19 protein-coding genes and 1 riboswitch are annotated in these 20,219 nt (G+C 71.6%); of the genes, 10 read left to right on the top strand and 9 right to left on the bottom strand.

Translation table 11 applies throughout. The features are described 5' to 3' along the window. Window positions 1-10 precede the first annotated feature (10 nt). Complete coding sequence (locus ABZ914_RS17845) at window positions 11-1,255, bottom strand: cytochrome P450 (RefSeq protein WP_500194073.1); 1,245 nt, start codon at window positions 1,253-1,255, stop codon at window positions 11-13. Window positions 1,256-1,355: 100 nt separating this feature from the next. Then, on the bottom strand, window positions 1,356-2,378 hold the full coding sequence (locus tag ABZ914_RS17840) for a substrate-binding domain-containing protein (RefSeq protein ID WP_190859474.1): 1,023 nt from the start codon (window positions 2,376-2,378) through the stop codon (window positions 1,356-1,358). Between the two features lie 436 nt (window positions 2,379-2,814). Here ABZ914_RS17840 and ABZ914_RS17835 point away from each other — a divergent pair, with 436 nt between their 5' ends. Continuing rightward, window positions 2,815-3,084, top strand: coding sequence for a LuxR C-terminal-related transcriptional regulator (locus ABZ914_RS17835; protein ID WP_372442464.1), 270 nt, complete (start codon window positions 2,815-2,817; stop codon window positions 3,082-3,084). Between the two features lie 300 nt (window positions 3,085-3,384). On the opposite strand, the gene ABZ914_RS17830 is transcribed toward ABZ914_RS17835, so the two are convergent. Continuing rightward, window positions 3,385-4,362 carry a C40 family peptidase gene (locus ABZ914_RS17830; protein ID WP_500194071.1) on the bottom strand — a complete coding sequence of 326 codons (978 nt, stop codon included), beginning with the start codon at window positions 4,360-4,362 and terminating at the stop codon, window positions 3,385-3,387. Between the two features lie 3 nt (window positions 4,363-4,365). Further along, window positions 4,366-4,557: riboswitch (cyclic di-AMP (ydaO/yuaA leader) on the bottom strand. A gap of 327 nt (window positions 4,558-4,884) precedes the next feature. Here ABZ914_RS17830 and ABZ914_RS17825 point away from each other — a divergent pair. The 7 genes from ABZ914_RS17825 to ABZ914_RS17795 all read left to right on the top strand — a co-directional run bounded on the left by ABZ914_RS17825 (window position 4,885) and on the right by ABZ914_RS17795 (window position 12,457). Beyond that, complete coding sequence (locus ABZ914_RS17825; protein ID WP_500194070.1) at window positions 4,885-5,415, top strand: amino-acid N-acetyltransferase; 531 nt, start codon at window positions 4,885-4,887, stop codon at window positions 5,413-5,415. A gap of 6 nt (window positions 5,416-5,421) precedes the next feature. After that, entirely contained in the window at window positions 5,422-6,309 is an 888-nt protein-coding gene (locus tag ABZ914_RS17820) for an RDD family protein (RefSeq protein WP_433146720.1), read from the top strand. A 7-nt stretch (window positions 6,310-6,316) separates the two neighbouring features. Continuing rightward, complete coding sequence (locus tag ABZ914_RS17815) at window positions 6,317-7,021, top strand: RDD family protein (protein ID WP_500194069.1); 705 nt, start codon at window positions 6,317-6,319, stop codon at window positions 7,019-7,021. A gap of 961 nt (window positions 7,022-7,982) precedes the next feature. After that, a complete protein-coding gene (locus ABZ914_RS17810; RefSeq protein WP_151543546.1) occupies window positions 7,983-8,306 on the top strand; it encodes a histone-like nucleoid-structuring protein Lsr2 in 324 nt (107 codons plus the stop codon). A 352-nt stretch (window positions 8,307-8,658) separates the two neighbouring features. Beyond that, window positions 8,659-11,193 carry an ATP-dependent Clp protease ATP-binding subunit gene (locus ABZ914_RS17805; protein ID WP_433146724.1) on the top strand — a complete coding sequence of 845 codons (2,535 nt, stop codon included), beginning with the start codon at window positions 8,659-8,661 and terminating at the stop codon, window positions 11,191-11,193. A 168-nt stretch (window positions 11,194-11,361) separates the two neighbouring features. Further along, entirely contained in the window at window positions 11,362-11,763 is a 402-nt protein-coding gene (locus ABZ914_RS17800; protein WP_347256805.1) for a VOC family protein, read from the top strand. 37 nt (window positions 11,764-11,800) lie between these two features. Continuing rightward, window positions 11,801-12,457, top strand: a complete 657-nt coding sequence (locus ABZ914_RS17795; protein ID WP_500194067.1) for a hypothetical protein — start codon at window positions 11,801-11,803, stop codon at window positions 12,455-12,457. Between the two features lie 67 nt (window positions 12,458-12,524). On the opposite strand, the gene ABZ914_RS17790 is transcribed toward ABZ914_RS17795, so the two are convergent. After that, a complete protein-coding gene (locus ABZ914_RS17790) occupies window positions 12,525-13,457 on the bottom strand; it encodes a pyridoxamine 5'-phosphate oxidase family protein (protein WP_500194066.1) in 933 nt (310 codons plus the stop codon). Window positions 13,458-13,509: 52 nt separating this feature from the next. Next, on the bottom strand, window positions 13,510-14,127 hold the full coding sequence (locus tag ABZ914_RS17785) for a LysE family translocator (RefSeq protein ID WP_500194064.1): 618 nt from the start codon (window positions 14,125-14,127) through the stop codon (window positions 13,510-13,512). Between the two features lie 110 nt (window positions 14,128-14,237). On the opposite strand from ABZ914_RS17785, the gene ABZ914_RS17780 reads away from it, so the two are divergent. Beyond that, complete coding sequence (locus ABZ914_RS17780) at window positions 14,238-14,690, top strand: Lrp/AsnC family transcriptional regulator (protein ID WP_433146739.1); 453 nt, start codon at window positions 14,238-14,240, stop codon at window positions 14,688-14,690. A gap of 43 nt (window positions 14,691-14,733) precedes the next feature. Here the strand turns inward: ABZ914_RS17780 and add are convergent, their stop codons facing one another. Beyond that, window positions 14,734-15,708, bottom strand: coding sequence for an adenosine deaminase (add, locus tag ABZ914_RS17775; protein WP_500194063.1), 975 nt, complete (start codon window positions 15,706-15,708; stop codon window positions 14,734-14,736). Between the two features lie 84 nt (window positions 15,709-15,792). Further along, window positions 15,793-16,665, bottom strand: a complete 873-nt coding sequence (locus ABZ914_RS17770) for an HhH-GPD family protein (protein WP_500194061.1) — start codon at window positions 16,663-16,665, stop codon at window positions 15,793-15,795. A gap of 69 nt (window positions 16,666-16,734) precedes the next feature. Here ABZ914_RS17770 and ABZ914_RS17765 point away from each other — a divergent pair, with 69 nt between their 5' ends. Next, window positions 16,735-17,349, top strand: a complete 615-nt coding sequence (locus tag ABZ914_RS17765) for a hypothetical protein (RefSeq protein ID WP_500194060.1) — start codon at window positions 16,735-16,737, stop codon at window positions 17,347-17,349. Window positions 17,350-17,361: 12 nt separating this feature from the next. Here the strand turns inward: ABZ914_RS17765 and disA are convergent, their stop codons facing one another. Continuing rightward, on the bottom strand, window positions 17,362-18,444 hold the full coding sequence (gene disA, locus ABZ914_RS17760; protein WP_500194058.1) for a DNA integrity scanning diadenylate cyclase DisA: 1,083 nt from the start codon (window positions 18,442-18,444) through the stop codon (window positions 17,362-17,364). Between the two features lie 113 nt (window positions 18,445-18,557). Next, window positions 18,558-20,003 (bottom strand): DNA repair protein RadA, encoded by a 1,446-nt coding sequence (gene radA, locus ABZ914_RS17755; protein WP_190859449.1) that lies wholly within the window; start codon window positions 20,001-20,003, stop codon window positions 18,558-18,560. Between the last annotated feature and the right edge of the window lie 216 nt (window positions 20,004-20,219).

The raw sequence follows: 20,219 nt of genomic DNA, 5'->3' as shown, positions 1-20,219 counted from the left end.
GGCCTGCCGGTCACCCGATCCGGACCGGCAGGTCGCGCAACCCCCGTAGGACGAGGTTGTCGCGGTACACCAGGTCGCCCGTCTCGAGGTCGCCGTGGCCGGCTGCGAGGGCCACGTCGCGTTCGAACAGCTTCCGCAGCGCGATCCGCCCCTCCAGGCGGGCCAACGGCGCGCCGAGGCAGAAGTGGATCCCGTGCCCGAACGACAGGTGGCGCGGCGCGTCCCGCCCCTCGGCGTAGCGCAGCAGGTCGAGGCGGTCCGGGTCGGCGAACACCGACGGGTCCCGGTTCGCGGCGCCCGTCAGGAGCAGGACGAGCCGCCCCCGCTCGATCAGAGTGCCGCCCAGCTCGACGTCCTCCAGGGCGGCCCGCAGCGTCAGCTGCACGGGCGGGTCGTAGCGGAGCAGCTCCTCCACGGCCGCCGCGACGTTCTCCGGACGCTCCCGGAACAGGGCGAGCTGCTCCGGATGCCGTAGCAGCGCCAGCGCCCCGTTCCCGATCAGGTTCACCGTCGTCTCGTGGCCCGCGACGAGCAGCAGCACGCAGGTCGCGAGCAGCTCCTCCTCCGACAGGACGTCGCCGCCGTCCGAGACGCCCACGAGCGCGCTCAGCAGGTCGTCGCGCGGGGCCGCGCGGCGCTCGGCGGCCAGCTCGCGGAAGTACGCGGCGAACTCCGCCCGCGCCTCGTCGCGCAGCGCGATCTCCGCCTCGGGCAGCAGGAAGTCGGGGTCGAGGCCGCGCGCGAGCGCGTCCGACCAGCCCTTGAACAGGTCGCGGTCGCGCGGCGGCACGCCCAGCATCTCGCTGATCACGATGACGGGCAGCGGGTACGCCAGCGCGGCGATCAGGTCGACCTCGCCGGACGCCGCGTCCAGCAGCTCGTCCACCAGCGCCTCGACGCGCGGCCGCAGCCGCTCGACCAGCCGCGCCGTGAACGCCTTGCTGACGAGCCTGCGCAGCCGCGTGTGGTCGGGCGGGTCCATCGTGAGGAACGACCTGTTCCGCTGCGGCGCGTCCCGCCACAGGCCGCCGTTCTCGGGCCGGTGCCCGAACCGCGGGTCCCGCAACGCCGCCTCGCACAGCTCGTAGGACGTGCCGACCCACAGGCCGACCGCGGTCCGCTGCAGCCTCCCGCCCGCCGCGAGCCCCCGGTAGTGCGCGTAGGGGTCGGCGCGGAAGGCCGGGTCCGACGGGTCGAACCCGAGGATCGCCGCCGCCTCCACGTCCTGCGCGGCCTGTTCCCTGGTGTCCTCCATAGGCCAAGTCACGCGGATCTCAGACAGCATGTCAATAGCGGCGGGGAGCGGGCGGCGATGATCGGCGGCGGTGATCGGCGGCGGTGATCGGCGGCGGGAGTCAGGCGGACTCGCGCACCACCAGTTCGGGGCGGAGGACGACCTGCCGGTGCTGATGCGACCGGCCCTCCCGGTTCTCGGCCATGGCCAGCTCCGCGGCCTCCCAGCCGAGCGCCCGCCGCGGCTGCTTCACCGTGGTCAGCGGCACGGCGGCGCTGGCGGCCAGCTCGATGTCGTCGTAGCCGACCACCGCGATGTCGTCCGGGACGCGCGCCCCGAGCCGGGTCAGCTCGTTGATCAGGCCGATGGCCAGCAGGTCGTTGGCGCAGAACACGCCGTCCGGCCGCGGCGTCATCTCCAGGAGCAGCCGCGCCGCGAGCCGGCCCTCGGTGGGGCTCAGCGCGCCCTGGACGAGCACGGGCGGCTTCCCGCGGCCCGCCTCGACGAGCGTCCGGGCCGCGCCGTCGCGCCGCTCGACGCACGGCTGCGGTTCCGGAGCGCCCGTGACGAACACGATCCGCTCGCGGCCGATGCCGAGCAGGTGCGCGGCGGCCAGCTCCCCGCCGGCGACGTGGTCGACGTGGACCGCGCACGCGTCGGTGACGTCCCGGTCCATCAGCACGACGCTCAGCCCGGCGGCGCGCAGCCGCCGGATGCGCGACTTGCCCAGCCCGACCGGGACGATCAGGGCGCCCGCGGCGTGCTGCTCCTCCAGCAGTTCCAGCGAGCGCGCCTCCTTCGCGGCGGAGTGGTCGCTCGACAGCCAGAGGGCGTCGTGGCCCGACGCGTTCAGCGCCTCCTCGGCGCCGCGCACGACGTCGGCCGCGTACGGGTTGGTGAGGTCCTCGACGACGACGCCGAACGCGCGGCGCGGCTCGTCGCCGAACTCGCCGGCGGTGCGGTCGGGGCCCGTCCGGAGCCGCCGCGCGGACTCGTTGCGGACGAATCCGAGCTCCTCGATCGCCTCGCGCACCCGGTTACGGGTTGCTTCGGCCACGAGATCTGGCCGGTTTAGGACATTCGAAACGGTCCCAACCGAGACCCCGGCACGCCGCGCGACCTCGCGAATACTGGTCTGTGGCACGTCGCTCCTCGTCCGCCCCGGTGGTGTTTTCCCAGGTAGCTGGGCTTTCCCCTGTCAATCCCCGAAAACCCGGTCACGTATTGCGACCATTCGGGCACAGACAGCACGTAATCAGCGCTTGACGGGCCGGATCCGGCCGCCTAGCGTTCCGAGCCGAAGCGTAGCTTGAAACGATTCACGATCTTCGTCCGCGGCGAGATCCGGTGAGTCCAACGAGGAGGGAGCGGGTTCGGAACCGACGACCCAGACCCGACCCTGACACGTGGCCAACGAGTGAATCGTCACCCGGAGTTCCCCCGCACGACCCCGCAATCGGCCCATCGGCCACCTCCGGCCAAGCTCGCGAGACGGAAAAGGAACCCGACCCGATGATCTGAGTCCGGAAGGCTCCGGACCCGGCAACCCAACGCATGCAGTTCGAGGGCCCAACCCGTGCCTGTGCAGCGGACGGCTGCATCCCCGCGGTCATCAACCACGGACGAGGGAGGACGGAGTGGAAACAGCCACACTCGATTTCGGGCTGAGCGACGAGGAGATCAGGTTGCTCGCCCAGATCGCCAGCGGTGTCACCGCTGATGTGGCGGCGCGCAAGCTGGAACTGAGCGCACGGACCTTGCGCCGCAGGTTGCGGAACATCTGCGACCGGCTGGAGGTCAACACCCCTATCGAGGCCGTGGTGTGGGCGGCCAGAAGGCAGCTCATCTAGCGCGACCCGACGACGCCCGTCAGGGGACGGCGGGCGTCATCACCCGGAAACCAGCCCGACCGGAAGCAAGTCCACAGCGATACGAACTCGTCCGACCCCGCAGCGGCGGCGCCCTACGCCCGGCAGGTAGGTCCCTGCAAGAGCGCAGCGCCGCCGCGGACGCAGTTCACATCACCCTGCACCGGGCTGTCTGGTGCCGGCTCTCCAGCCGGCGCCCGCCGCTGCCGTGTGTTCTGCGGCCATCGGCTCTGCTGCCGACGCGTCTCTAGGGCGTCTGTTGTGCGGGCGTCTGCCGGGCACTCAGGCGACGCGGACCACGCCGGCGATCGGCCGACCGGCCAGGGACGCGATGCGGACGACGTCGCCGGTGTGCGGCGCGTGGATCATCTTGCCGCCGCCCACGTACATCCCCATGTGGTGCAGGTCGGAGTAGAAGAAGATCAGGTCGCCCGGCTGCATCTGGCTCTCCGAGACGTGGGTCCCGGCGTTCCACTGGCTGCCGGTGTAGTGCGGCAGGTTGATGCCGACCTGCTTGTAGGCCCACATCGTCAGCCCCGAGCAGTCGAACGTGGTCGGCCCCGCGGCGCCCCAGACGTAGGGGCTGCCGAGCTTACTCATCGCGTACCGCAGCGCCTCTGCGGCCTTGCCCTCGCCGATGACGGGCAGCTTCGCCAGCAGGGACGGGTCCTTCTTGACGGCCTTGCCGCGGACCTTCTCGTAGGCGGAGGTGACCTTCTTCTTCTGCGCGGTGAGCTGCGCCTTCAGCTGCGTGACCTGCTGGGCGCGCTCCTCGGCGGACTTGCGCGCGCGCTGGGCGGACTGCATCGCCTGCATGAGGCCGAGGACCTGCGTGCTGTCCTGGGTGGCGAAGTAGTTGAGGGTGGCGGCGCGGTCGAGGACGACCTGCGGGTCCTGGGCGGAGATGAACGAGACCGTGGGGTCGGTGCCGCCCTGCATGTAGCTCGTGGCGGCGAGGCTGCCGACCTTCTCGCGCAGGCCCTCCAGGGACTTCTGCTGGCGCTCGGCGTTGCCGGCGGCGACCTTGGCCGCCTGCTGCGACTGCTCCAGCTTCACCTTCAGGCCGTTGTACTGCTCGGTGAGCTTCTCCAGCTGGTCCGCCAGCTTGAACGCCTGGTCCTTGAGCTCCTTGGCCGACGGGTCAGGGTCGGCGTGCGCCATCGAGAGCGAATGCGGGACCACCACGTGGGGCGTGATGGAAAGGGCGACGAGCGCGCCGGCGATCGTGAGCGCCCGGACACGGAAACGAGCCGTCCGCACCAAATCTCCTCTCCTCGTCCGCCTACCGAGTTAGCTGACGGGTTCGGGCCGGAGCAGCCCGTCCGCTGGGCGCGCGCGCATCCCTCCACGCGGCTGCGGATTCACCCCAGACGGCATCGGCTCAGGGTGCTCCCCCGAACGCTCCGAAAGTGGGTCCCCGGCTCCTCGGGGCGCTGGTTGCGGCCCGTGGACTCGGCGGTCCGGCCTCCGCTTCGCGGAAGGCCGACGTCAGAGCGGGACACTAACGGAAGCGCCATTGGATGCCAACCAGAACATGCGAATTCGCAGGTCGTGGCGGACGGTACGGGGGGTAAGCGGCGGTTGCGGACGCGCCGCTCCGGCCCGCCGCGGCGCCCGCCGACCGGCACCTGTCAAGCCCCGGGCCACCCCCGGCCAGACCCGGAGCGCCCCTCGACCAGACCCGGAGCGCCCCTCGGCCACGTCCCGGAGCAGCCCCGGACAGGTGCCGGGTGGCCGCCGGTGGCCAGGGACGGGCGGCGAGTTCGGTAATCTCGCCTGTTTGTGGAAGTCGTGATCAGGCGTGCGCGCACCGCCGACGTTCAGGGGATCCGCAGGCTGGTCGATCTGTACGCGGGATCGGGCCGTCGCCTGCTCAAGAAATCGACGGTGAAGCTCTATGAGGACGTCCAGGAGTTCTGGGTCGCCGAGGACGTCCAGGGCGCCGGGCCAGGGGAGTCCGGGCCCATCGTCGCCTGCGGGGCGCTGCACGTGATGTGGGAGGACCTGGCGGAGGTCCGCTCGGTCGCGGTGGACAAGGGGTACGGCGGCCGCGGGCTCGGGCACCGCATCGTCTCCAGGCTCCTGGAGACGGCACGGGAACTCGGCGTCCGGCGGGTTTTCTGTCTTACCTTCGAAGTGGAGTTCTTCGCACGGCACGGCTTTCAGCAGATCCTGGGTACTCCGGTGGCGCCCGAGGTGTACGAGGAACTCCTCCGCTCCTACGACGAAGGCGTGGCAGAGTTCTTGGACCTCGACAGGGTCAAGCCCAATACGTTGGGCAACACACGGATGTTGCTTCGCCTGGAGGACTGACCCCACATGAGCGATTCCCCCAACCGCGGCCGGCCTTACGGGTCGTCGCAGGGGCCGGGCTCGTACGGCCCGCCGCCCCCCTACCAGGGTCCCCCGCAATGGCAGCAGCCCGAGCGGCAAGGCCAGGCTCAGCCGCCCGCACAGCAGTGGCAGTCACAGCAGCCGCAACAGCCCCAACAGCAGCAATGGCAGCAGCAACAGCAATGGCAACAGCAGCAGCCATCGCAACAGCAGTGGCAGGAACCCCAGCAGGACCAGTGGGGGCAGCCCTCGTACGAGTCCTATGAGCCGTCCTACGACCAGTACGGCGGTTCCTCGGGCGGTGACATGCCGCTGGCGCCGATCCTGCGGCGCGCGGGGGCCCGCCTCATCGACAACACGCTCGTGGCGGCCTTCGGCTTCGCGCTCGTCCTCCCCATCACGGTCGGCGCGTTCGGGCTGGGCAAGCCCGGGAGCAAGACGGAGGACGACGGCGGCATCTGGAACTGGCCGATCATCTTCACGCTGTTCGCCGTCCTGTCGGTCCTGCCGTTCATCTACGAGGCCGTACAGCTGTCGATGTGGGGCCGGACGTTCGGCAAGCGCTTCTTGGGCATCGGCGTCGTCCAGGCCCGTCCGGCCGGGAACCAGCTGACGACGACGCAGGCCGTGTGGCGGGCCGCCATCACCCACGTGGGATACCAGCTCGGCGTCTTCTTCTTCCTCGTCCTCGCCGTGATGGTGTGGCAGTACTTCGCCTACGGGATGCTGCTGGTCTGGGCGGGCGCGCTCATGGCGTACCTGTGGGCCATCTGGGACCAGCCCCTCCACCAGGCCCTGCACGACCGCGTCGCCGGCACCCTCGTCATCGACGAGCGCGCGGGATACGGCGAGTACGCCGAGTACGCGGAGTAGGTCCGCGATGGCGACTCCCCGAACGCCCGCGCAGGGGTCGGACGAGCCGTCCGGGACCGGGAGCGCCCTCCCGGGCGGCGAATCTGCGCTGTACGGCCACCCCGCCGATGACCTCGCCGATGACCTCGCCGATGACCTCGCCGATGACCTTGTCGATGGCCCTGCCGATGACCCTGTGGAGGGCGTCGCGGGGGAGGACCCGGCGCTCGCCGAACCCGGGCAGCGCCTGCTGGCGCGCATCGTCGACACCCTCGTGGTCGGCCTGCCCGTCATCATCGTCGTGAAGGAGTTCGTGTCCGGCCACGAGCTGGACGTCGTCGCACCGCCCGCCGTGGCGGGCTGCATGCTGCTGTACGAGGCCGTGCAGCTCGCCCTGTGGGGGCAGACCCTCGGCAAGCGCTTCGCGGGGATCCAGGTCGTCCCGGACCCGTCCGTCCCTGAGGGCGCCCTCACGGGCGCGGAACGGACCGCGGCCCCTGAAACCTTCGGCGGTGCGTCTGAGGGCGGATACGGCCGTCCGAGCGTCCTGCGGGCCGTGTTGCGGGCCGCTGTGTACTCCGTGCCGATCGCGCTGCGGCCCGTCCACATTCTCGGCCTTCTGGCGAGCCTGTTCTGGGTGGCGAACGCCGGGTTCATATACGAGGGGACGCACCGCAGGGCCGTCCATGACAGGCTCGCCGGCACCCTGGTCGTAAAACGCCGCACGCCCTGATTCACCGGCGTTTGCGGCGCTCTCGGAGTTGGCGGCGCGCCGTCCCGGGCGTGTCCGGCCCCGGCGCGCGCTGATCACGTCGAGCGCGCGCACAGGGCGCCGCGCGGCTTTGCCCCGGCCCTGCGGGCCGCAGGGCTTTGGGGAGATCCTCGCGCCGTTTCGGACACCGGACTTCGCCGGGCAATGCCAGCTCGTTCCCGGCGCGTTCAGGTTACGGGCGGGATTCCCGGAGGATGTGTCTCGTGCCGGAAGGTCCCTCCGGTTTGGAGTTGCTTCCCGGCGCGCACGGAGTCGGCGTTCATTGGCCCGCCGCACTTAGTCGGGATGGGACGCCGTCTCGCGTCGACCGGGGCACCGAGGCGGAATCTGCCGCTTATCCCCCGATTTCGGGATGGACTGGTATCGGCGGGGTGACGCTCCGCCATCCCGCCGCCAGTTCCCGAGCGCCGGAAGGCAACAGATTTTCGTCCCGGCATCGCGACCCGTAATCCCTCGACATCCGCCGGTAGCGGCGCCGCGGTCCCGGTCGGCCGCGCTCCGGGCCGGTCTGCCGGGTATTCCGGGCGCGTGCCCCGGTTAGTGCCGTTACGGCAGGGCTAATCGTCGGCAAGCGGTGCGGGTGTGCCCACCCTGTTAAGGTCCCGGTGGAACCTTTTTCAGTCGAGGTCCCCTCGACGGAATGCCTCGGCGCCCCGATACCTGGTCCAATGCGCCTTCGCCGGCCCAGGTCAGCGCGGTGCGCCGTGACGCCGGTCACCCCGAAATCCGCCGCCCTGTCCGTCCCCGGTAATTGAACGGCGCCCCATCCGCCCGGCCCGCGCCGCCCTCCGCGCACCGGTGGTCAAGCCGTTACCGGCCGCCAAGGGATGTTCATCCTCGACTTGAATTGTCATCCGCAGACTTCCCGGTATATCTTTGTCAACCGAATGCATAGTTTGCTCCAGCCGAAAGGTCTGTCCCCATGGCACAGAAGGTTCAGGTGCTTCTCGTCGACGACCTCGACGGTGGCGAGGCGGACGAGACCGTAGCGTTCTCGATCGACGGCGCCTCCTACGAGATCGACCTCAGCGGCGCCAACGCTAAGAAGCTGCGGGATTCTCTGCTGCCGTTCGTGGAGAAGTCGCGCAAGGCCGGCACGGTCAACAAGCGGCGCCGCCCGCGCGGCGCGTCCAGCCGCGAGCGCAGTGCCGAGATCCGCGCCTGGGCCAAGAACAATGGCATCAAGGTCAACGAGCGCGGCAGGATCCCGGCCACCGTGATCGAGCAGTACGAGGCGGCGAACTGACCCGCCATCCCCGCGCCGGCGGCCCGTCTCCCTCCATGAGACGGGCCGTTCGCTTGTGGCGTAGCACCCGCCCGGTTTCCCGTCCGCCCGGGCGAGGTACACCGGGACTTCGCCCCCATTCGGCGATCCTCGGACGCGACCCCGAACGACCTGCGGAAAGCCCCCGTTCGCTTGGGGCGTAGCGGGAACATGACGCACCGATGCGGTAGTTGGATGAGACTGAACAGCGCATAGCTGGGGAACGTCTCCTGGTGGGAGTGCACCGGGCGGCCTCCTCGGGGCGGGCTAGCATGCGGAAGGACAGTTCCGGACGTTCCGGACTCTGCCCAACCGCTCTGTGAGGAGCGACGAGATGTTCGAGAGGTTCACCGACCGCGCGCGGCGGGTTGTCGTCTTGGCCCAAGAAGAGGCCAGGATGCTCAACCACAACTACATCGGCACCGAGCACATCCTCCTGGGTCTGATCCACGAGGGTGAGGGCGTCGCTGCCAAGGCCTTGGAGAGCCTGGGGATCAGCCTGGAGGCGGTTCGCCAGCAGGTCGAGGAGATCATCGGCCAGGGCCAGCAGGCGCCGTCGGGCCACATCCCGTTCACTCCGCGCGCCAAGAAGGTCCTTGAGCTGTCACTGCGCGAGGCGCTGCAGCTCGGCCACAACTACATCGGCACGGAGCACATCCTGCTCGGCCTGATCCGGGAGGGTGAGGGCGTCGCCGCCCAGGTGCTGGTCAAGCTCGGCGCCGACCTCAACCGGGTGCGCCAGCAGGTCATCCAGTTGCTGCACGGCTACCAGGGCAAGGAGCCGGCCGCCTCCGGCGGCCCCTCGGAGTCCGCGCCGTCCACCTCCCTTGTGCTCGACCAGTTCGGCCGCAACCTGACGCAGGCCGCGCGCGAGGGCAAGCTGGACCCGGTCATCGGCCGGGACAAGGAGATCGAGCGGGTCATGCAGGTGCTGTCCCGCCGCACCAAGAACAACCCGGTCCTCGTGGGCGAGCCCGGCGTCGGTAAGACCGCCGTCGTCGAGGGCCTGGCGCAGAAGATCGTCAAGGGCGAGGTCCCGGAGACGCTGAAGGACAAGCAGCTCTACACCCTCGACCTGGGCGCGCTGGTCGCCGGCTCCCGGTACCGCGGCGACTTCGAAGAGCGCCTGAAGAAGGTGCTCAAGGAGATCCGCACCCGCGGCGACATCATCCTGTTCATCGACGAGCTGCACACGCTCGTCGGCGCGGGCGCCGCCGAGGGCGCGATCGACGCCGCCAGCATCCTCAAGCCGATGCTGGCCCGCGGCGAGCTGCAGACCATCGGCGCCACCACGCTCGACGAGTACCGCAAGCACCTGGAGAAGGACGCCGCGCTGGAGCGCCGCTTCCAGCCGATCCAGGTCGCCGAGCCGTCGCTGTCGCACACGATCGAGATCCTCAAGGGCCTGCGGGACCGCTACGAGGCGCACCACCGCGTGTCGATCACCGACAGCGCGCTGGTCGCGGCCGCGCAGCTCGCCGACCGCTACATCAGCGACCGGTTCCTGCCGGACAAGGCGATCGACCTCATCGACGAGGCCGGTTCGCGGATGCGCATCCGCCGGATGACCGCGCCGCCGGACCTGCGCGAGTACGACGAGAAGATCGCCGACGTGCGGCGCGAGAAGGAGTCCGCGATCGACGCGCAGGACTTCGAGAAGGCCGCCGCGCTGCGCGACTCCGAGAAGCAGCTGCTCGGCCAGAAGGCGCAGCGGGAGAAGGAGTGGAAGGCCGGCGACATGGACGTCGTCGCCGAGGTCACCGACGAGCTGATCGCCGAGGTCCTCGCCACCGCCACCGGCATCCCGGTCTTCAAGCTGACCGAGGAGGAGTCCACCCGGCTGCTGCGCATGGAGGACGAGCTCCACAAGCGCGTCATCGGCCAGGAGGACGCCATCAAGGCGCTCTCGCAGTCGATCCGCCGCACCCGCGCCGGCCTGAAGGACCCGAAGCGTCCCGGCGGCTCGTTCATCTTCGCCGGCCCGTCCGGCGTCGGTAAGACCGAGCTGTCCAAGACCCTCGCGGAGTTCCTGTTCGGCGACGAGGACGCGCTGATCCAGCTCGACATGTCCGAGTTCATGGAGAAGCACACGGTCTCGCGGCTGTTCGGCTCCCCGCCCGGCTACGTCGGGTACGAGGAGGGCGGCCAGCTGACAGAGAAGGTGCGCCGCAAGCCGTTCTCGGTCGTCCTGTTCGACGAGATCGAGAAGGCCCACCAGGACATCTTCAACTCGCTGCTGCAGATCCTGGAGGACGGCCGCCTCACCGACGCGCAGGGCCGCGTCGTGGACTTCAAGAACACCGTCATCATCATGACGACGAACCTGGGGTCCAAGGACATCTCCAAGGGCGTCTCCATGGGGTTCGCCCGGCAGAACGACGAGCAGGGCTCGTACGACCGGATGAAGGCCAAGGTGTCGGAGGAGCTCAAGCAGCACTTCCGTCCCGAGTTCCTCAACCGCGTCGACGACACGGTGGTCTTCCACCAGCTCACCCCGAAGGAGATCATCCAGATCGTCGATCTGATGATCGCCCGGGTGGACGAGCGGCTGAAGGACCGCGACATGGGCATCGAGCTGCGCCAGGAGGCCAAGGACCTGCTGGCCATCCGGGGCTACGACCCGGTCCTCGGCGCCCGGCCGCTGCGCCGCACGATCCAGCGGGAGATCGAGGACAGCCTGTCCGAGAAGATCCTGTACAACGAGCTCAAGCCGGGCCAGATCGTGATCGTCGGCACCGAGGGCTTCAACCCGGAGGACAAGGACACGGCGGAGAACGCCAAGTTCACCTTCCGGGGCGTGCCGAAGCCGTCCGCCACGGTCCCCGACGCCCCGCCCATCGAGGGCGCGGTCAACTTCAACAAGGACTGATCACCTCAGCCCTCGGCAGGGCCCGCACCGACCTGGTCGGTGCGGGCCCTTCCGCATGTCCGGCCCTTCCGCATGTCCGGCCCTTCCGCATGTCCGGCCCTTCCGCATGTCCGGGGCGTCCCCGGGGAAGATCGCTCCGACCGATCCTCCGACGCCGCTGGAGTCGACGTGAGCCGCCCGCCGCGCATGACCCTGTCCGCCCCCGTCCTCGACGCTCCCGATCCGCACGCCCTGGCCGCGTTCTACCGCCGCCTCCTCGGCTGGACGGTGGTGCAGAACGAGCCGGACTGGGTGAAGATGCGCCCTCCGGGCGGGGGAACGGGGCTGTCGTTCCAGCGGGAGCCGATCCACGTCGCGCCCACCTGGCCGGCCGCCGAGGGCGCGCAGCAGATCCAGATCCATCTGGACGTCGAGGTGGACGACCTGGAGGCGGCGTCCCGGCACGCGGAGGAAGCGGGCGCCGTCCTCGCCGATTTCCAGCCGGACGACGACGTCCGCGTCTTCCTGGATCCGGTCGGCCACCCGTTCTGCCTCTTCCTCCGGGAGCCCGAGTCCCCGACGGAGTTGTGAGCCCTGGGTTGTCGGAGGCGGCTCCTAGTATTCGAACATGCGATCGAATGTGGTGGGTTCGGCGGCGGAGTTCGGGCGGCCTCGCGGCCGCTCGCTGGACGCGGCGTTCCAGCGCGACCTGCGCGCGCCCGCCCCGCCGCAGTTGCCGATCTTCAGATCCCGGTTGCAGGGGGAACTGCTCGGCCGGCTCCTGCTCGGGCCCCGGCGCGAGGCGTCGATGCTCGATCTCGCGGTGATGCTCCGCACCGACCTCGGCTCGGTGATGCGGGAGGTGGAGCGGCTGTCGCGGGCCGGCGTCCTCGCCCTGCGCCGCACGCTCGCCGGGCGGCTGGTGTCCCGCGACGAGGGGAGCCCGCTGTACGAGCCGCTCGCCCGCCTGGTCATGCTGACGTTCGGCCCCGCCGCCGTGGTCGCGGAGGAGTTCGGCCGGCTCCCGGCCGTCCGCGAGGCGCACCTGTTCGGCCCCTGGGCGGCCCGCTACGCGGGCGTGCCGGGCGAACAGCCCGGCGAGGTCGAAGTACTGCTGGTCGGCGAGCTCGGGCGCGAGACGGCCTTCGACGCGGCCCAGGAGGCGGCCGCCCGGCTCGGCCTCCCCGTCCACCCGGTCGTCCGCACGCCCGCCGAGTGGGCGGACGACGCCGACCCGTTCCTCCGCGAGATCCGCGCCGGGCACGTGCACACCGTCGTCCGCTGAACCGCCGCTCAGGGGCGCCGGGGCGGCTGCCAGGGCTCCCAGGGCGGCTGCCGGGGCGGCTGCCGGGTCACTGCACGATGTCGTGGCCCGCGCTGCGGGCGCGGCGCAGGGCGACGCGCATGGCCACCCCTATCCCGAGCCGGTAGAGGAGCTTGGACGGCGGCGTCCGGTAGGCGAGTTCGGTGTGCGGGGCGTAGTGGACCTGCGGGCCGCTGTCCAGCCAGCCCGTGTGGACGCGCTGGTGCTGCCCCTGCACGTACTTGCTGAAGGAGTGGGCGGTCAGGCCGGCGCGGCGTCCGCCGTCGGGGAGGACGCCGAGCGGGACGTGGAGCAGTATCCCCTCGGCGTCCTGGCCGCTGAAGCCGACGGGGATCACCATGGGGAAGCCGTCGGCGCCGGTCCACCCGAGCAGGGCGTCGGGAAGGCTCGCGAGCCGGTGCGCCGCCTTGACGTGGTCGATGCGCGGACCGGTGCCGAGGCCCGGTGCCTTCTGCGGCGGCGGCGGGCCGGGCAGCGGGGGTCCGAAGACCTCCGGGCTCCCCTTGCAGGAGAGGTCCGGCCACACGATCAGCCGCTCGACCGCGATGTCGATGACCACGCGGGTGTAGTAGGGGCGCAGCCAGGGGCCCCAGAAGGGGCCGGTGGCGCGCGGTCCGTCGAAGCGCTCCCAGTCCGCGCCCAGGGACGCGGGATAGTCGTCGCGCGGGGGCGAGAGCGACGCGGTGCCCTGGACCAGCACGTACTCCGGGCGGTCGCTGTAGCCGTGCAGCCGGGTGTGGAAGGCCAGGGCGACGCGGGGATCCCGCCTGATCCGCTCCAGCTTCTTCCAGCCTCCGGCCGAGCTGTTCACGGTCACGGTGCAGGCGTCGCGGTCCCGTGCCCCGAAGTTCGTCACCGGGGTGAGCACCACGCCGCGGGCCGGCGTGACCGAGGCGAGCATGACGGCCTGGTCGCCGCCGATGATGTCATCGACGCCGTCGGGCCAGTGCGCGGTGCTCATCGGTCGCCTCCTCGGCTCGGCGACCGCAACTCTAACAGACATACTTGTTTGTTTAGAAGAAGAGGCGGTCGACGAGCAGCCAGGCGCCGAGGCCCGCCATGGCGGCGCCGGACAGCCGGCTGATCGAGCGGGCGGCGGCGGGACGGCCCTGGAGCGCGCCGCGGGCGACGGTGCCGAGGGCCAGGTAGAACAGCGCGCAGGTCGCCATGTAGGTCGTGCCCAGGACGCCGATCTGGCCGGCGACCGGCCAGCGGCCGTCCGGGTCCGTGAACTGCGGCAGCAGCGCGACGAAGATCAGCAGCCCCTTGGGGTTGAGGCCGCTGACGCCGATGCCGCGCAGGAAGGTCCGCCATTCGGTGCCCTCGGGCCCGGCGCCCTGTGGGTCGGGCGCGGCCGGGCGCATGAGCGTCGTGGCCCCGTGCCACACGAGGTAGGCCCCGCCGACGAGCGTGAGGCCGGTGAGGAGGTCCGGGGAGCCGGCGACGAGCGCCCCGACCCCGGCCGCGACGACGACCGTGACGGCGGCGTACCCGGTGACCAGCCCGCTCACCGCGGGGAGGACGGAGCGCCCGCGCAGCCCCGCGCTGATCGTGAAGGCCCAGTCCGCTCCGGGGACGGCGATGAGCAGGAACGCGACCGACCAGAAGGCGAGGACGGAGCCGGTGGCCATGGCGGGAATCCCCTCGTATGGCGGCTGATGAGGGGAGAATATGTTTGATCTGCCGAAATGTGCTGCCAAGTTTCACCAGAACACGCCGCCAGCGTGGAAGGATCTTCTGTATGGACGCCATCGACCGGAAGATCATTGCGGTGCTCCAGGAGGACGGCCGGGCGACGATCACCGATGTGGCGGCGCGGGTCGGGCTGAGCGTCTCGCCCTGCCACCGGCGGCTGCGGGAGCTGGAGCGCAACGGGACCATCCGCGGATACCGGGCGGTCGTGGACGCCGCCGCCCTGGGGCTGACGTTCCAGGCGCTGGTGTTCGTCACCATGCGGCAGGAGGACCGGGAGACCCTGCTCGGCTTCGAGGCGGCGGTCGAGCGGGTCCCGGAGGTCGTCCAGGCGCAGCGGCTGTTCGGCGACCCCGACTACCTGCTCCGCATCGTCACCGCCGACCTGACCGCCTACCAGGAGCTGGAGGACGACGTGCTCTCCGCGCTGCCCGGCGTCCAGCGCCTGAACTCGACGCTCGTGATGAAGCACATCGTCAACGACCGCCCGCTGCCCACGTGACCCCCCGGCCGGCGCCCACCTGACGCCCCGGCCGGCGCGGCGGTCAGGTGGCCGCGAGCCAGGTCTCGATCTCGCGGTTGAGGCGGGTCTTGGTGGACGCGGAGGCGAAGGAGGCGTCCACGCCGGCGCGGGCCAGGTCGGCGAGCGCGGCGTCGTCGTAGCCGAACGCGTCGCGGACGCGGGCGTACTCGGTGGCGAGCGGCGCGCCGATCAGGGCGGGGATGTCGGTGTTCACGGTGACGATCAGCCCCGCGTCGCGGAGACGGGGGAGGGGGTGGTCGGCGAGGGACGCCGCGAAGCCCAGCGCGACGTTGGACGACGGGCAGACCTCGAGCGGGATCTTCCGTTCGCGGACCTCGGCGACCAGGTCCGGGTCGTCCAGGACGCGGATGCCGTGGCCGAGGCGCTCGGTGCGCCCGGGGCCGAGCGCCTGCCGGATGCTGGCCGGTCCCTCGCCTTCCCCCGCGTGGTGGACGACGTGCAGGCCGGCGTCGCGGGCCGCCGCGAACACCTCGGTGAACGGGTCGCCCGGGTACGACTCGTCGCCCGCCAGGCCGACGGCGACGACGCCCTCGTGGCGGCGCGCGAGTTCCAGCGTGTGCCAGGCGCGCTCGACGGAGCGGCGGCGCGAGTGGTCCAGGAGCAGCCCGACCTCGATGCCGAACGCCTCGCGTCCGGCGGCCAGGCCCTCGCGGACCGCCGAGAGCGGCATGTCGAGGTCGCCGAGCCGCTCGCCGTGCGCGGCGGCGGTGAAGGAGACCTCGGCGTAGCGGGTGCCCTGCGCCGCCTCGTCCTCGCAGAACTCGTAGGCGATCCGCCGGAAGTCGGCGGGCCGCCGCAGGCACGTGCGGACCAGCTCGTTCTGGGCGAAGAACGCGGCGAAACCGCCGAAGGTCCCGCCGTCGCGGGGCACCTCGACCCCGTTCGCGTCGCCGATGGCGCGGAGCGTGTCCCACCGGACGGTGCTCTCCAGGTGGACGTGCAGGTGGGCTTTCGGCAGGCTCAAGAGGTCGCGCACCCGCCGAACGGTACGACCCCACTGGCCCGCCCGACCACCCAATTTCCCCGCAGACCGCCCCCGTGCGGGCGCGGACGCGGTCGCTCAGGTGGGGAGGGTGTAGCGGCCGTCGTCGAGGGGATCGACGAGGCCGTCCGCTATGAGGGCGTCAAGAGCGCGTTCGCGCTGCGGGGCATCGGACCAGACGACGTCGAGGGCGGGCTTCTCCACGGGCCCGTCGGCGTCGCGGAGGACGGCGAGGAGGCGGCCCCGGCACTGGCGGTCGGTGCCCGCGTAGGTCTGTCCCCGGCGGGGCGGGCCGTCGTAGGCGGGACGGCCGTTCAGATGCCAGGCGCACTGCGCGAGGACCGGGCAGTCGACGCAGCGCGGCGTGCGGGCCGTGCAGACGAGCGCGCCGAGCTCCATGACGGCGACGGCCCAGCGCGCGGCGGTCGGCGGGTCGAGGGGCACCAGGCCCTCGGCGACCGCCACCTCCGCCTTGGTCTGGGCCTTGGGCGGGTACTCCTCGCCGGAGACGAGCCGGGCCAGGACGCGGCGGACGTTGGTGTCGAGGACGGCGTGGCGCTGCCGGAACGCGAAGCTGGCGACGGCCGCGGCGGTGTAGGAGCCGATGCCGGGCAGGGCGAGCAGGTCGGCGTGCGACGAGGGGACCTCGCCGCCGTGCCGCTCGGTGATCGCGCGGGCGCTCTCGTGCAGGCGCAGCGCGCGGCGCGGGTAGCCGAGCCGGCCCCAGGCGCGGACGGCCTCGCCGGACGGTTCGGCGGCGAGCGCGGCGGGCGTGGGCCACCGCTCCATCCAGGCCCGCCAGACGGGCAGGACGCGGACGACGGGGGTCTGCTGGAGCATGATCTCGCTGACCAGGACGCCCCAGGGGGTGGCGTCGGCGGCGCGCCACGGGAGATCCCGCGCGTTCGCGGCGTACCAGTCGAGAATCGGATCGGTATACGTGGAGTTCATGGCGGACCGCCATTGTGGCACGCGGCGGGTCGGACCCCTGTGCCGATTCAGCGAATGCATACTGACCGTATGGATACGGGTACCGAGCGTCATTTATCGCTGGACCGGTATTGGCGGCGCCGCGTGGCGGTACTGGCCGGAATGGCCGGTGCGGTCGCGGCGCTGGCCTGGGCGTGCGGCGGCGGGAGCAGCGGGGGCGGTGAGAAGGAGCCGGTCCGCAACGCCGGGGCGATCGATTCGGCCGCGCCCGACCTGCCGCCGGGAGCGATACCGACGGTGACCGTCACCACGACCGTCACGCCGGAGGCCGCGGAGGACGCGGAGGACGGCGCGCCGTGCAACACGCACGACCTGGTGTTCACCATGTCGGCGGCGAAGACGTACGCGGCGGGGCAGGAACCCCGTTTCGGCGTCACCGTCGTGAACACGGGCAGCGCGTCCTGCGGATTCGACGCTGGAACGCTCTCCGTCGTCGTCAGGTCCGGGAAAGACCGGATCTGGTCATCGGGAGAGTGCCGTAAGGCCGGGAAAGGAAAGCAGACGCTGCGGCGCGGCGTCCCCTCCACGGCCGCCTTCACCTGGGACCGTCGCCGCGGCTGCGGCGGCGCGCCCGCCCGGCCCGGAACCTACGTCGCGTCGCTGAAGGGCGGGAAGGCCGGCAAGCGGATCTTCCACCTCCGCTGACCGTCGCGACCGTCAGACGTAGCGTTCGAGGATCGACGACTCGGCGAGCCGCGACAGGCCCTCGCGGACGCTGCGGGCGCGGGACTCGCCGACCCCGCCGACGGCCTGCAGGTCGTCGATGCTCGCGGCGAGGAGCTTCTGCAGCCCGCCGAAGTGCTCGACGAGCCGCTCGACGACCATGCTGGGCAGCCGCGGCACCTTCGCCAGCAGCCGGAACCCCTTCGGGCTGACCGGCAGGTCGAGGGCGTCCGGCCCGGCGAACCCCATCACCTCCGCGACCGTGGACAGGTCGAGCAGCTCGTTGGCCGACAGCGTGTCCAGCACGGACAGGATCGCCGACACGCCGCGGGCGCGGGTGTCGTCCGACGGGTAGTCGCGGACGATCAGCTCCCGGTCGACGTCGACGCCGGAGACCAGCTCGTCCAGCTGCAGGGAGAGCAGCCGGCCGTCGGTGCCGAGCTCGACGACGTAGCCCTCGATCTCGTCGGCGATGCGGCGCACCATCTCCAGCCGCTGCACGACCGCGCTGACGTCGCGGACCGTGACGAGGTCCTCGATCTCCAGCGCGGACAGCGTGCCGGACACCTCGTCGAGGCGCAGCTTGTAGCGCTCGAGCGTGGCGAGCGCCTGGTTGGCCTTGGACAGGATCGCCGCCGAGTCCTCCAGGACGTAGCGGATGCCGTCCAGGTACAGCGCGATGATCCGCATCGACTGGCTCACCGAGATGACCGGGTGGGGCGTCTGGCGGGCGACGCGCTCGGCGGTGCGGTGCCGGGTGCCCGACTCCTCGGTGGGGATGGTGGAGTCCGGCACGAGGTGGACGGCGGCCCGGACGATGCGGGAGTGGTCGTTGTCCAGCACGATCGCGCCGTCCATCTTGGCCAGCTCGCGCAGCCGCGTGGCGGAGAACTCGACGTCGAGTTCGAAGCCGCCCGAGCACAGGTCCTCGACGGCCTGGTCGTAGCCGAGCACGATCAGCCCGCCGGTGTGCCCCCGCAGGATGCGCTCCAGGCCGTCGCGGATCTGCGTGCCCGGGGCCACCGCGGCGAGCGTGGCGCGGCGTCGTTCGTCATGAGCCTTGTCGTGTTCTGGCACCTGGCCCCCGGAGGTCGCTGGACGGCGTCAGTTTACCGAGGAGGGGGCTGACCCGGTTCCTCCCCTGGTCGCATCCGTCTGACGCGTGCCGTAATACTCTCGCGCTACCCGCGTCATGGCGCGGTAAAGGCGACCTGGAGCGCCTGTTGCAGGCTGTCGACCTCCATCACCTTCATGCCCTCGTAGCTCGTGAGCTGCGGGTCGGCGCGCTTGAGCGGCGAGCCGTCGGCGAGTTCCAGGGACCCGCGGGGGACGACGGCGTGCTTGAACCCGAGCCGGGCGGCCTCGGCGAGCCGCCGCTGCACGCCGGGCACGACCCGGACCTCGCCCGCGAGGCCGACCTCGCCGAGCGCGATCAGGCTGCTCGACAGCGCCTGCTCGACGGTGGACCCGGCGACGGCGAGGCCGAGCGCGAGGTCGACGGAGGTCTCGGCCAGCCGGACGCCGCCGACGGTGGAGACGTACACGTCCTGCTCGTGCATCGAGATCTTGCAGCGCTGGGCGAGGACGGCCAGCACCATCGCGACGCGGGAGGTGTCGAGGCCGGACGTGGCGCGCCGGGGCGCGGGCAGGTGCGACTTGGCGACGAGCGCCTGCACCTCCGCGACGAGCGGCCGGCGGCCCTCCAGCGTGACGGTGACGCACGTGCCGGGGACGGGCTCCTCGCGGCGGGTGAGGAACAGCCCGCTCGGGTCGGGCAGCCCGACGATCCCGACCTCCGACAGGTCGAAGCAGCCCAGCTCGTCGGTCGGGCCGTAGCGGTTCTTCACGGCGCGGATCATCCGGAGCCGGGAGTGCCGGTCGCCCTCGAAGTACAGGACGACGTCGACGAGGTGCTCCAGCAGGCGGGGGCCCGCGATCGCGCCCTCCTTGGTGACGTGGCCGACCAGCACGACGGTGATGCCGCGCTCCTTGGCGATCCTGATCAGGTTCGCGGCGACCTCGCGGATCTGCGTGACGCCGCCGGGCGCGCCGTCGACCTCGGACGTCCCGATGGTCTGGATCGAGTCGACGACCAGGAGGGTGGGCTCGACGGCGTCGACGTGCCCGAGGACGGCGGACAGCTCGGTCTCGGCGGCCAGGTACAGGTCGTCGGTGATGGCGCCGACCCGGTCGGCGCGCAGCCGGACCTGCTCGGCGGACTCCTCGCCGGTGACGTACAGGACGCGCCTGGCGGTGGCGGGGGCCTGCCGCGGGACGGCCGCCTCCGGCGGCGTGGACGCCAGCGCCGCGACCTCCAGCAGCAGCGTGGACTTGCCGATGCCGGGCTCGCCCGCGAGCAGCAGCACGGCCCCGGGCACGATGCCGCCGCCGAGCACGCGGTCGAGCTCGTCCAGCCCGGTGGGCCGGGTCTGCGCGTTCTGGACGTCGACCTGCCCGATCGGCTTGGCGGGCGTGCTGACGGGCCCGGCGGTCACGACCCGCGCGGGGGTGGCGGACGCCGCCTCGGTGACCGTGCCCCACGTCTGGCACTCGCCGCAGCGCCCCACCCACTTCGAGGTCTGCCAGCCGCACTCCGAGCAGCGGTAGGCGGCCTTCGCCGTCTTAGCCTTCGCCATGCCCCGAGACTCTAGAGCCCCCCGCCGACAGTCCGGCCCCGAAGGCTCGCCCCACCAGCCCCGCCGGGCCGAACCTCGGCCGCGGCGGGTTGAAGCTCAGCCGGCGTCACGGGCAGGCACGCGGAGCGAGTGCAGCGAGCGGAGCGGGCCTGCCCGACGGTCGGGGGGCGGGTTTGGGCGGGGGACGTGAGGGGGGGGGACAACGCCCCCCCCCCC

This window comes from Spirillospora sp. NPDC046719, from assembly GCF_040645715.1.
Taxonomy (GTDB): domain Bacteria; phylum Actinomycetota; class Actinomycetes; order Streptosporangiales; family Streptosporangiaceae; genus Spirillospora.
This window is presented reverse-complemented; position numbering and strand designations above follow the sequence as displayed.

What these genes read in the sequence shown, in the direction of transcription:
- ABZ914_RS17845 (WP_500194073.1), bottom strand. Translation starts at nt 1,255, where the DNA reads ATGGAGGACACCAGGGAACAGGCCGCGCAGGACGTGGAGGCGGCGGCG.
- ABZ914_RS17765 (WP_500194060.1), top strand. Translation starts at nt 16,735, where the DNA reads ATGGATACGGGTACCGAGCGTCATTTATCGCTGGACCGGTATTGGCGG.
- ABZ914_RS17770 (WP_500194061.1), bottom strand. Translation starts at nt 16,665, where the DNA reads ATGAACTCCACGTATACCGATCCGATTCTCGACTGGTACGCCGCGAAC.
- ABZ914_RS17785 (WP_500194064.1), bottom strand. Translation starts at nt 14,127, where the DNA reads ATGGCCACCGGCTCCGTCCTCGCCTTCTGGTCGGTCGCGTTCCTGCTC.
- ABZ914_RS17790 (WP_500194066.1), bottom strand. Translation starts at nt 13,457, where the DNA reads ATGAGCACCGCGCACTGGCCCGACGGCGTCGATGACATCATCGGCGGC.
- ABZ914_RS17795 (WP_500194067.1), top strand. Translation starts at nt 11,801, where the DNA reads ATGCGATCGAATGTGGTGGGTTCGGCGGCGGAGTTCGGGCGGCCTCGC.
- radA (WP_190859449.1), bottom strand. Translation starts at nt 20,003, where the DNA reads ATGGCGAAGGCTAAGACGGCGAAGGCCGCCTACCGCTGCTCGGAGTGC.
- ABZ914_RS17820 (WP_433146720.1), top strand. Translation starts at nt 5,422, where the DNA reads ATGAGCGATTCCCCCAACCGCGGCCGGCCTTACGGGTCGTCGCAGGGG.
- ABZ914_RS17815 (WP_500194069.1), top strand. Translation starts at nt 6,317, where the DNA reads ATGGCGACTCCCCGAACGCCCGCGCAGGGGTCGGACGAGCCGTCCGGG.
- ABZ914_RS17780 (WP_433146739.1), top strand. Translation starts at nt 14,238, where the DNA reads ATGGACGCCATCGACCGGAAGATCATTGCGGTGCTCCAGGAGGACGGC.
- ABZ914_RS17805 (WP_433146724.1), top strand. Translation starts at nt 8,659, where the DNA reads ATGTTCGAGAGGTTCACCGACCGCGCGCGGCGGGTTGTCGTCTTGGCC.
- ABZ914_RS17810 (WP_151543546.1), top strand. Translation starts at nt 7,983, where the DNA reads ATGGCACAGAAGGTTCAGGTGCTTCTCGTCGACGACCTCGACGGTGGC.